Annotated in this window: 9 protein-coding genes; 4 read left to right on the top strand and 5 right to left on the bottom strand. The window is 71.2% G+C overall.

Annotation, left to right across the window (positions count from 1 at the left end; genetic code table 11):
* Positions 1-184 precede the first annotated feature (184 nt).
* The 3 genes from ACWER9_RS15860 to ACWER9_RS15850 form a co-directional block, all read right to left on the bottom strand.
* Entirely contained in the window at positions 185-856 is a 672-nt protein-coding gene (locus ACWER9_RS15860) for a class I SAM-dependent methyltransferase (protein ID WP_452302517.1), read from the bottom strand.
* A 324-nt stretch (positions 857-1,180) separates the two neighbouring features.
* The gene (locus tag ACWER9_RS15855; protein WP_452302516.1) at positions 1,181-1,855 is read right to left on the bottom strand and encodes an NADPH-dependent F420 reductase; all 675 of its coding nucleotides are present in this window, start codon (positions 1,853-1,855) and stop codon (positions 1,181-1,183) included.
* A gap of 383 nt (positions 1,856-2,238) precedes the next feature.
* Positions 2,239-2,730, bottom strand: a complete 492-nt coding sequence (locus tag ACWER9_RS15850; RefSeq protein ID WP_452302515.1) for a glutathione peroxidase — start codon at positions 2,728-2,730, stop codon at positions 2,239-2,241.
* Between the two features lie 167 nt (positions 2,731-2,897).
* On the opposite strand from ACWER9_RS15850, the gene ACWER9_RS15845 reads away from it, so the two are divergent.
* The 4 genes from ACWER9_RS15845 to ACWER9_RS15830 all read left to right on the top strand — a co-directional run bounded on the left by ACWER9_RS15845 (position 2,898) and on the right by ACWER9_RS15830 (position 7,787).
* Positions 2,898-4,520, top strand: a complete 1,623-nt coding sequence (locus tag ACWER9_RS15845; RefSeq protein ID WP_452302514.1) for a glycosyl hydrolase family 18 protein — start codon at positions 2,898-2,900, stop codon at positions 4,518-4,520.
* A 181-nt stretch (positions 4,521-4,701) separates the two neighbouring features.
* Positions 4,702-5,211, top strand: coding sequence for a hypothetical protein (locus tag ACWER9_RS15840; RefSeq protein WP_452302513.1), 510 nt, complete (start codon positions 4,702-4,704; stop codon positions 5,209-5,211).
* A gap of 87 nt (positions 5,212-5,298) precedes the next feature.
* Positions 5,299-6,705, top strand: coding sequence for a class II 3-deoxy-7-phosphoheptulonate synthase (locus ACWER9_RS15835; RefSeq protein ID WP_452302512.1), 1,407 nt, complete (start codon positions 5,299-5,301; stop codon positions 6,703-6,705).
* Between the two features lie 50 nt (positions 6,706-6,755).
* Positions 6,756-7,787 carry a threonine aldolase family protein gene (locus tag ACWER9_RS15830; protein ID WP_452302511.1) on the top strand — a complete coding sequence of 344 codons (1,032 nt, stop codon included), beginning with the start codon at positions 6,756-6,758 and terminating at the stop codon, positions 7,785-7,787.
* Between the two features lie 113 nt (positions 7,788-7,900).
* Here the strand turns inward: ACWER9_RS15830 and ACWER9_RS15825 are convergent, their stop codons facing one another.
* Positions 7,901-8,767, bottom strand: a complete 867-nt coding sequence (locus ACWER9_RS15825; RefSeq protein WP_452302510.1) for a deoxyribonuclease IV — start codon at positions 8,765-8,767, stop codon at positions 7,901-7,903.
* Positions 8,767-10,755 carry a Stk1 family PASTA domain-containing Ser/Thr kinase gene (gene pknB, locus ACWER9_RS15820; protein WP_452302509.1) on the bottom strand — a complete coding sequence of 663 codons (1,989 nt, stop codon included), beginning with the start codon at positions 10,753-10,755 and terminating at the stop codon, positions 8,767-8,769. Before pknB ends, ACWER9_RS15825 begins: the two co-directional genes overlap by 1 nt.
* Between the last annotated feature and the right edge of the window lie 114 nt (positions 10,756-10,869).

Genomic DNA, 10,869 nt, shown 5'->3' with positions numbered 1-10,869 from the left:
CTTCCCTCCTCGACGCTCTTCCGATCTCCCCGCGCCCCCGCGCCCCCGCGCCCCCGCGCCCCCGCGCCCCCGCGCCTCAAGATCCGCGCAACTTCGGTGATGTTGCTGCATCGAGCCGTCGTGAGGCAGCAACATCCCCGAAGTTGCGCGGGTTGAGGCTCTCGATCGGGCGACGGGTGCTCGTCTACCGCTCTCGAACGGCGAGGAGGCCGAACAGGTCGGGGACCCCACCGGGGCCCGCCTCGACGACCCGGACCAGCCGAAGGTCGGCGGCCACCGTCGCGTTGACAAGGTCGGCGAGGGGGAGGTGCCAGGCGCCCACCCGTACCCGTACCCCGCTGGTGTTCCAACTGTCGAAGCTGCGGGACCGGTCGGCGTACCGCGCGTCGACGACGACCCGCGGATGCTGTCCCCAGTCGGCGAACGCGCCCACGAAACACGGGTGCACACCCACGTGCACGAAGCGCCCGCCGGGTCGCAGCACCCGGGCGACCTCCCGCAGCACCGCCGGGTAGTCGGGAAGGTCGGTGCTGGCCAGCACACACATCGCCGCCGACAGCGACGCGTCGGCGACCGGCAGGGCGGTCGCGTCACCCCTGGCCACCGGCAACCGCCCGCTCGCGTGCCGCAACTGCCCACCGGACAGGTCCACGCCCACCGGCGTCCACCCCAGACCCGCCGGCACCACGGCATGCGCGCCGGTGCCACAGCAGATGTCGAGGCAGGACCCCTCGCCCACGCCGAGCAGGTCCGCCACCGTCGTGTGCACCCGCCGGAGATAGGCGCCGCCGCCGGAGATGTAATGCTCGTACCAGTCCGCGTGGGCGTCGTACGCCGGTATGTTCGTCGTCCCCATCCGCTGAGACTAGGGATCGAGCCTCGCCGCTCCTGGCCCGTTCTTCCGAGGGCAGACGTGGGGCCGACCGGGCTACGACGAACTCGCCGCCGCCCCCGCACGACGACCCGGTAGGAGGTTGGGCGAGGTGTCGGACATTCCGCTCGACAATTACGGTCGGGTGTTGGCCGGAGATAACGAGGGCTACGTCATTCACGTCCACGGGTTCGTGTGCCTAGGTCCCGAGGCGACATGAGCTGGCTTGACCCCGTTAGGTGGTCCGCCGCCGCCCGCCGTACGTCCACCCAGAGGGCGATCGCGAGGCGGCCGGCGGCAGGCCCCTGTTCAGCGGGTGGCGGCGGCGACGGCGGCGCGCACCTTCGCGGCGTCGCCCGGGGCCGGGTGCTCCCAGTCGGTCGGGCTGGCCGAGTAGAGCGTGCCGTACGCCGGGGTGTCCGGCTGGTAGCGCCACCCCTCGGCCAACGGGCCGACGTCGACCGCGTCGTAGCCGATCCGGTCCAGGAAGGCGGTCACCTCGGCCTTCGCTGCGGCGTCGTCGCCGGCGATCGCGAGGGCGCTACGGTCGGCGGCCCCGGACGGCCGGGGAAGCGCGGCCAGGCCCTTGAAGTAGATGTTGTTGAAGACCTTGACCACCCGTGACTCCGGCAGGTGCCGCTGCAGCAGCTCGCTGCTCGTGGTCTCGCCCGAGTCCAGTTCCGGGAAGGCGCCGTCGCGCTGCGGGTAGTAGTTGTTGGTGTCGATGACGACCTTGCCGGCCAGCGGTTCCACCGGCACCGCCCGGTACGCCTTCAGCGGCACGGTGACCACCACGAGGTCACCGACCTGCGCCGCGTCCTGCGCGGTGCCGGCGCTGGCGTGCTCACCAAGGGTCTCGACCAGGTCGGTGAGGGTCTCCGGGCCCCGCGAGTTGCTCAGCACCACGTCGTAGCCGGCGTCGACGGCCAGCCGGGCCACGGTGCCGCCGATGTTGCCACTGCCGATCAGTCCCACAGTTGTCATGCTCGTCCCCAACTCCGTGCGCCCACGACGAATTCCCGACCAGGCTGGTAGGTTATTTCGATCACCCACCGTCGGGTGGCTGCGCAGACTGCTCGCGGCCGTCGCCGTCGCGGCGGATGCCTGGTGGCGGCGCTGCGCGTCCGTCCCGCACACCGTACTGGCCACCCCTGGTCGCCGACGGCTCTCCGAGGAGGTGCCACTCTCCGGTGACGGCGGTCCGGGTCGGCGCGGCCTCGCCGTGATCGCACTCGATCCAGGATGTAGTGGCGTCCGGGAGTCGGGAGGCCACTACATCCATGTTCGAGCGCGATCAAGGCGGCCCGGAGGTCGAGCGGCCCGGCGATCAAGGCGGCCCGGAGGTCGAGGCGGCCCGGAGGGTCGACTCAGGCGGTGGGGAGGGTCTTCTCGATGGCTTCGCGGAGGTCGTCGGAGGCGGGCTCGACCGTGGGGGCGAAGCGGGCGGCGACCGAGCCGTCCGGGGCGACCAGGAACTTCTCGAAGTTCCAGCGCACGTCGCCGGTGTGCCCGTCGGCGTCCGGAGTGTCCACGAGCGCGGCGTAGAGCGGGTGCCGGTCCGGGCCGTTGACGTCGACCTTCTCCGTCAGCGGGAAGGTGACCCCGTAGTTGACCTGGCAGAAGTCGCTGATCTCGGCGGCGCTGCCCGGCTCCTGCCCGGCGAACTGGTTGCATGGCACGCCGAGGACCACCAGGCCCCGGTCGGCGTAGGTGTCGGCGAGCTTCTGCAGGCCGGCGTACTGCGGGGTGAGGCCACAGCGGGAGGCCACGTTGACGACGAGCAACGCCTTACCGCGGTAGCGGTCCAGGTTGGCGGGGCCGCCGTTGAGGGTGTCGATCGGGGTGTCGAAGGCGGTCATGGGCCGAGGCTACGCGCCGGCCGGGCGTCGGGGCGGGGTGGGCGCAGCGTACGCACTCCGTGCACCAGGAGAAATCGAAACATGCGCATCTTGACGAACTGATGACGTCGTGAGTACCGTCTCACCATCTCTTTTGGAAAGTTTCCTAACAGTTCGGGAGACGCCTCATGAAAAGATCGCTCCGCCGGGCCCTCTGGGCCGGTGCCGTGGTCGCCGTGGCCGTCGCGACGGTGCCGGTGACCACCGCGTTCGGCGCCGGCACGGTCACCACCACCTTCACCAAGGCGCAGGACTGGGGGACCGGTCACGAGACGAGGGTGACCGTCACCAACGGTTCCAGCGCCACGGTCACCACCTGGCGCATCGAGTTCGACCTGCCGTCCGGCACCACCATCAGCAGCGCGTGGGACGCCGACGTCACGAGCAGCGGCAACCACTACGTCGCGGTCAAGAAGAGCTGGGCCGGTGGCATCGCCCCGGGCGCGTCGTTCAGCTGGGGCTACAACGGCAGCGGTGCCTACAAGGCGCCGCTGAACTGCACCATCAACGGTGCGGCCTGCGGCGGCGGGACCACCCCGCCGACCACGACCCCGCCGACCACCACCCCACCGACGACGACGCCGCCCACCACCCCACCGCCCACCACGCCACCGCCGACCACCAACCCGCCGACGGGTGGCAAGAAGATCGTCGGCTACTTCGCCGAGTGGGGCGTCTACGGGCGTAACTACCACGTCAAGAACATCCAGACCAGCGGCTCGGCCGCCAAGCTGACCCACATCCTGTACGCCTTCGGCAACACCACCGGCGGTCGTTGCGCCATCGGTGACAGCTACGCCGACTACGAGAAGGCGTACACCGCGGCGGAGAGCGTGGACGGCGTCGCCGACACCTGGGACCAGCCGCTGCGTGGCAGCTTCAACCAGCTGCGCAAGCTCAAGCAGCTCAACCCGCACCTGAAGGTGATCTGGTCGTTCGGCGGCTGGACCTGGTCCGGTGGCTTCACCCAGGCCGCGCAGAACCCGGCCGCGTTCGCCGAGAGCTGCTACAACCTCGTCGAGGACCCGCGCTGGGCGGACGTCTTCGACGGCATCGACGTCGACTGGGAGTACCCGAACGCCTGCGGTCTGAGCTGTGACAGCAGCGGCCCGAACGCGTTCAAGAACGTGATCAGCGCGTTGCGGTCGAGGTTCGGGTCCAGTGCCCTGGTCACCGCCGCCATCACCGCGGACGGCAGCAACGGCGGCAAGATCGACGCCACCGACTACGCCGGTGCCATCGGCAACCTCAACTGGCTGATGCCGATGACCTACGACTACTTCGGCGCGTTCAACGCCCAGGGCCCGACCGCCCCGCACTCGCCGCTGACGTCGTACACCGGCATCCCGCAGCAGGGCTTCAACTCCGACGCGGCGATCCAGAAGCTCAAGAGCAAGGGCATCCCGGCCAACAAGCTGCTGCTCGGCATCGGCTTCTACGGTCGGGGCTGGACCGGCGTCACCCAGGCCGCCCCGGGAGGCAGCGCCACCGGCGCGGCGCCGGGCACCTACGAGGCCGGCATCGAGGACTACAAGGTCCTCAAGAACACCTGCCCGGCCACCGGCACGGTCGGCGGCACCGCGTACGCCAAGTGCGGCAGCAACTGGTGGAGCTACGACACCCCGTCGACAATCAACGGCAAGATGACGTACGCGAACAACCAGGGCCTCGGTGGCGCGTTCTTCTGGGAGCTCTCCGGTGACACGAGCAACGGCGAGCTCATCGGCGCCATCAAGGGCGGTCTCGGCTGAGCCGAGGGCCGACGCACCACCCACACGGCGGGGAGGGGCCCGCACCGTCCCTTCCCGCCCGTGACACAACGGCCCGGTCGACGCCATGCGTCGGCCGGGCCGCCGCCGTTGGGCTCCCACAGCCCGATGTGGCAGACTCGCGGCTCGGCACGTCTCGATCTCACCGTCGACGGAGGTGATCATGCGCCGGACCCACCGCAGGCTTGCGGCGAGCGCCGCCGGGCTGGTGCTGCTGCCGGTTGCCCTGGTCGGCTGCGGGTTCGGTGGCGGAGACGAGGACGAATCCGCCGCCAAGCCGGCCCGAGCCCCTGCCGAGGAGGCCGCCACCCGCTCTCGGGAGCGCGTGCAGGCGTACCTCGACGCGATGGCGGCCAAGGACGTCGACGCCGGCCGCAGCCAGCTCTGCGCTCTGCTGCACGACGGCTTCGACCTGGGCGCCACCGGTCCCAACGGTGACTTCGCCGACCACTTCCAGGTGCCGGAGGCGGCCATCACCGACATCCGGTCCGGTCCGCTCGGCCAGGAGGTCAGCGTCTCGGTCTCGGTCGCGGTCGGCAAACGCACCGTCACCCGGCCGCTGGTCTTCACCGTGACCCGGGACGGAAGCGACTGGTGCATCGCCAGCGAGGCGCCGGGTGGGCAGCCCGCCGCCCCGACGCCGACCGGCGTCGCCCCCACCCGCGCGTCCTGACCAGCGCCCGGCAGATTGATCTCCCATCTGCCGGAACCGTCCCCCTCGCCGCCCGGTCACCCCGACCGTCGCCGTACGCTTTCTGTCATGCGCCATGAGTGGCATCAGCTGAGCCATCCCGCGGTGGGTAGCCCGGGCCTGCAGACCAGCCGACCGACGATCGACTCCGCCGAGGACGCCGCGCTCGGCCTGGACCGATGGCGGGAGCTGCCCCGCGAGCAGGTCCCGCCGTGGTCCGACCCGGCGGCCGTGGCCGCGGTCTGCAAGGTCCTCGACACCGTGCCGTCGGTCGTCGCGCCCTACGAGGTCGACCAGCTCCGGCAGAAGCTCGCCCTGGTCTGCGAGGGCAAGGCGTTCCTGCTCCAGGGCGGTGACTGCGCCGAGACGTTCGTCGACAACACCGAGAGCCACCTGCTGGCCAACGCCCGCACCCTGCTCCAGATGGCGATCGTGCTCACCTACGGCGCGTCGCTTCCGGTGGTCAAGGTCGCCCGGGTCGCCGGGCAGTACACGAAGCCGCGTTCGCTGCCCACCGACGCGCGCGGCCTCCCCGCGTACCGCGGCGACATGATCAACTCACTGGAGGCCGACCCGGCCGCCCGGGTCGCCGACCCGCAGCGCATGATCCGGGCGTACGCCAACTCGGCGGCGGCGATGAACATGCTCCGGGCGTACCTCGCCGGTGGGCTCGCCGACCTGCACGCTGTGCACGACTGGAACAAGGGCTTCGTGAAGAACTCCCCGGCGGGGGAGCGCTACGAGGCGATCGCCCGGGAGATCGACCGGGCGCTGGCCTTCATCCGGGCCTGCGGCATGACCGACGACGAGGCGCTGCGCACCGTCACGCTCTACTGCTCCCACGAGGCCCTCGCCCTGGAGTACGACCGGGCGCTCACCCGGGTCTCCGACCGTCGGGCCTACGGGCTTTCCGGGCACTTCCTCTGGATCGGCGAGCGCACCCGGCAGATCAGCGGAGCGCACATCGACTTCATCTCCCGGATCGCCAACCCGATCGGGGTCAAGCTCGGCCCGACCACCTCCCCGGACGAGGCGATCGAGCTGTGCGAGAAGCTCAACCCGGACAACGTCCCCGGCCGGCTCACGCTGATCAGCCGGATGGGCAACCATCGGGTACGCGACGCGCTGCCGCCGATCGTCGCCAAGGTCACCGCGGCCGGCGCCAAGGTGGTCTGGCAGTGCGACCCGATGCACGGCAACACACACGAGTCGTCGAACGGCTACAAGACCCGGCACTTCGACCGCATCGTCGACGAGGTGCTCGGCTACTTCGAGGTGCACCGAGGGCTGGATACCCACCCCGGCGGCCTGCACGTCGAGTTGACAGGTGAGGACGTCACCGAGTGCCTCGGCGGCGCCCAGGGCATCGAGGACCTCGACCTGCCGGACCGCTACGAAACCGCCTGCGACCCGCGACTCAACACCCAGCAGTCGTTGGAGTTGGCCTTCCTCGTAGCGGAGATGCTCCGTGGCTGACGCGAGGAGTGAGCTTGCGAGCCCCGCAGTCGGCAGCCGAAGGGATGACAGTGGCTGATCTTGTGGACCTGCGGTCCGACACGGTGACCCGGCCGACCGCCGGGATGCGGGAGGCGATGGCCACCGCCGAGGTGGGCGACGACGTCTACGGCGAGGACCCGACCGTCAACGCCCTCGAAGCCGAGGTGGCGGCCCTGTTCGGGCACGAGGCGGCGCTGTTCGCCCCGACCGGGTCGATGGCGAACCAGATCGCTCTGCAGCTGCTGGTGTCGCCGGGTGACGAGGTGCTCTGCGACGCCGACGCGCACGTGGTCACGTACGAGATCGGCGCCGCAGCCGCGTACGGCGGAATTTCCTCGCGGACCTGGCCTGCGGTGGGCGCGGACATCGACCCGGAGGTGGTGGCCGGGATGATCCGGCCGGACGGCTACTTCGCCGTCCCCACCCGTGCGATCGCCGTCGAGCAGACCCACAATCGTGGCGGTGGCGGGGTGATTCCGCTGGCCACCCTGCGGGACCTGCGCGGGGTCGCCGACGACGCGGGTCTCGCGCTGCACTGCGACGGCGCCCGGATCTGGCACGCGCACGTGGCCGACGGGGTGCCGCTGATCGAGTACGGTCGGCTCTTCGACACGCTGTCGGTCTGCCTCTCCAAGGGCCTCGGCGCGCCGGTCGGCTCGGTCGTGGTGGGCAGCGCGGAGAAGATCGCGCGGGCCCGGGTGATCCGCAAGCGGATGGGCGGTGGCATGCGTCAGGCTGGCATTCTGGCCGCCGCCGGCCGGTACGCGCTCGCGCAGCACATCGACCGGCTGGCCGACGACCACGCGAAGGCGGCCCGGCTCGCCGAGGCGGTCGCGCCGTTCGGTGTGCTGGCGACCACCGTGCGCACCAACCTGGTCGCGCTTGACCTGACCAAGCACACCCTGGACGCCCGTGCCCTGGCGGCCGTCGCACGGGACGAGGGGGTGCTCATCTCGGTGCTCGGCCCGCGTACCGCCCGCCTGGTCACCCACCTGGGCGTCAGCGACGCGGACATCGACCGCGCAGTCGAAGCCCTGCCCCGAATCCTGACGGCGTCCTAACCCCGCCCGTCCTCCTCGCTGCTGTTGATCAAGAGGTTTGCGTCATCCACACGCCGGAATCTGACGCAAACCTCTTGATCAACCAAGGCCGGCGGGGTGGGCAGGGGGTCGGGTTATGGGCGGAGGCGGGTGAGGGTCTGGATGTCGGCGGCGTGGCCGATCTGCTTCTCGCTCGGGGTCTCCACGACCACGGGGACGCCAGCGGTTGCCGGGTGGGTCATCAGCTCGGCGAAGGCCGGCTCGCCGATGGTGCCCTTGCCGATGTTCTCGTGCCGATCCCGGGTGGAGCCGCACAGGTCCTTCGAATCGTTGGCGTGGACCAGCCGCAGCCGGTCCGCACCGACGGTGGCCACCAGGGTGTCCAGGGTCGTCGTCATGCCACCCTCGGCCGCCAGGTCGTGGCCGGCCGCCCAGGCGTGGCACGTGTCGAAGCAGACCCCGAGCATGGGGTGCCCGTCCACCGCGTCCAGGTAGGGCCCGAGCTGCTCCACCCGGGAGGCCAGTGACCGGCCCCCGCCCGCGCTCGGCTCGACGAGCAACATCGGCCCGCCGGCGTCGGCGGCCCAGTCGAGCAGCGGCAGCAACACCTCGCGGACCTGTCGCATCGCCGCCTCGGCGTGCCCCTCGTCCACCGAACTGCCCGCGTGGAACACCACCCCCCGCGCACCGATAGCCACGCCCCGACGCAGCGCGTGCGCCAGCGTCTGGGCCGACTTCTCGACCGTGGCCGGGGTGGGCGAGCCGAGGTTGACCAGCAGCGCGGCGTGAATGAACGCGGGAATGCCCCGCTCGGCGCAACCGTCGCGGAACAGGGCGTCCTGCACGGGGTCGCCGGCGGGCAGCGCCCAGCCCCGCGAGTTGGAGACGTAGACCTGCGCCACCTGCGCGCCGGTCGCGTCGACGTACGGCAGGGCGGCCTTCGCCAACCCACCCGAGGCCGGAGTGTGCGCGCCCACCGGGCGCTTCGGGACCGCCGGCATCAGAAGCACGTCAGGGTGACCGGGGTGCCGGGCGGCACCTGCGAGTTCTCGCCCGGGATTTGGATCCGGACGGTGGCGTTCGGGTTGACCGCCATCGTGACCGGGTAGCCCTGGCCCTCGAGCGCCTGCTTGGCCTGCTGGCACGGCAGGTCGATCACCCGTGGCATGACGAGCAGCGGCGGGCCCTTGCTGACGTCGAGCTTGACCTTGGCGCCCTTCTCCACGCCGGTGCCATCGGCCGGGCTCTGGCCGAGGATCTCGTCCCTCGGCTTGTCGGAGTCCTTGTAGGTCTCCTCCAGCTGCAGGTTGAGCTGGGCCAGCGCCGTCCGGGCGTCGGTCAGGCTCTTGCCGACCAGGTTCGGGACCGTCACCGGCGCCCTGCCCCGGCTCAGAATGAGGGTGACCTTCGCCCCTGGTTTGACCTCGGCACCCACCTTGGGGGAGCTGTCCACCACGACCCCGGCCGGCAGGCTGTCGTCGTAGCGGGGGGTGCCCTTGGCCACCACCAGCTTCGCGTTGACCAGATCAGCCTCGGCGAGCTCGAACTCCTTGCCGATCACGTCCGGCACGGGGAAACGCTCCGGGCCGAGAGAGAGGGTCAGGGTGATCGTGCCACCCTTGAGGATCTTGGCAGCGGACGCCGGGCTCTGGCCCAGCACGCTGTCCTTCGGGGCCTTCTCGTCGAAGCGCGGCTCACCGTACTTGAGGACGAGCCCGGCGCGGTCGGCCTGCGCCTGCGCGTCGGCCTTGCTCAGGCTCACCAGCTGCGGAGCCTCCGTGTAGCGGCCGGCGCCGAACCACCAACCCCCGAGCGCGGCCACCAGGCCCAGCGTCACCACCACGGCCGCCACGGCCAGCCGGCCACGGGGGTTGTTCAGCACCGTGCTGCGCAGCGCGGCGAGGCGGGCGCCCAGACCCTCGGCCGGCTCCGGGGCGGCCCGGCGTCGCCCTGGCCCCTGGCTGCTGGCCCCCTCGGGCAGGCGTGCCCACGATGGGCGGTTGGGCGGCTGGACCGTCGAGACCATCATGGTCGGCTGGGAGAGCGACGGCGCGTCGCTGATCGGACGGAGCACCGCGGTGTGGCTGTTGGCGTCGCCGAGCCGGTCCCGGGCAACCTGCACCTCGGCCAGCAACGCGCCGGCGTCCGCGGGCCGGGCGTCGGGATCACGCCGGGTGGCCCGCTGCACGAGGTCGTCGAGGACCGACGGCAGGCCCGGCACCAGCGTCGAGGGCGCCGGCACGTCACGGTCGACGTGCTGCCAGGCGACGTCCACCGGGCGGTCCCCGTCGTACGGCACGCGGCCGGTGAGCATCTCGAACAGCACGATGCCGGCCGAGTAGACGTCGGTGCGCGGGTCGGCGCGGCCCTCGGTGACCAGCTCCGGGGCGACGTACGCCACGGTGGCCATCAGCTGGTTGCCCTGCTCCTCGTCGGCACTCGCCTCGACCGCCCGGGCCAGCCCGAAGTCGGCGACCTTCACGACGCTGTCGACGAGGTTCGCGACGCCCCCGGTAGGCGCCTCCGCGACCAACACGTTCTCCGGTTTGACGTCGCGGTGCACGAGGCCGGCCCGGTGCGCGGCGGCGATCGCGGCGAGCATCTGCTCGGCGATGGCCAGCGCCTCGTCCGGGTTGAGCCGGCGTCGCTCGGCGAGCACGTCGCGCAGCGTGCGGCCACGGACGTACTCCATCACCAGGTACGGCAGGCCGGCGTGCGTGCCCTGGTCGTAGACCGCCACCACGTTCGGGTGGGTCAACCGGGCGATGGTCTTCGCCTCGTCGGTGAACCGGGCCACGAAGTTGGCGATCCGGGCCCGAGCCTCACTCGCCTGGGTCGGATGAATGATCTTGACAGCGACGGTGCGCTCGAGGCGTTCGTCGGTGGCGGTGTACACGGTCGCCATGCCACCACGGGCCACGCGACCGCGAATGCGGTAGCGCCCGTCGATCAGCGAGCCCAGCAACGTGTCGGCGACCTGAGTGTCCATCGGCAGGCAGTCTATGTGTCCAGGGAGTGAAGGATGAACAGGATGCTACAGCCGTACGCCGAACCAGTCCGTCCCGCCGCGCTCACCGCCCCCTTACGCGCTGGTCAGCGACGG

The organism is Micromonospora sp. NPDC003944 (assembly GCF_053605225.1).
This window is presented reverse-complemented; position numbering and strand designations above follow the sequence as displayed.

What these genes read in the sequence shown, in the direction of transcription:
- ACWER9_RS15835 (WP_452302512.1), top strand. Translation starts at nt 5,299, where the DNA reads ATGCGCCATGAGTGGCATCAGCTGAGCCATCCCGCGGTGGGTAGCCCG.
- ACWER9_RS15860 (WP_452302517.1), bottom strand. Translation starts at nt 856, where the DNA reads ATGGGGACGACGAACATACCGGCGTACGACGCCCACGCGGACTGGTAC.
- ACWER9_RS15850 (WP_452302515.1), bottom strand. Translation starts at nt 2,730, where the DNA reads ATGACCGCCTTCGACACCCCGATCGACACCCTCAACGGCGGCCCCGCC.
- ACWER9_RS15825 (WP_452302510.1), bottom strand. Translation starts at nt 8,767, where the DNA reads ATGCCGGCGGTCCCGAAGCGCCCGGTGGGCGCGCACACTCCGGCCTCG.
- pknB (WP_452302509.1), bottom strand. Translation starts at nt 10,755, where the DNA reads ATGGACACTCAGGTCGCCGACACGTTGCTGGGCTCGCTGATCGACGGG.
- ACWER9_RS15840 (WP_452302513.1), top strand. Translation starts at nt 4,702, where the DNA reads ATGCGCCGGACCCACCGCAGGCTTGCGGCGAGCGCCGCCGGGCTGGTG.
- ACWER9_RS15855 (WP_452302516.1), bottom strand. Translation starts at nt 1,855, where the DNA reads ATGACAACTGTGGGACTGATCGGCAGTGGCAACATCGGCGGCACCGTG.
- ACWER9_RS15845 (WP_452302514.1), top strand. Translation starts at nt 2,898, where the DNA reads ATGAAAAGATCGCTCCGCCGGGCCCTCTGGGCCGGTGCCGTGGTCGCC.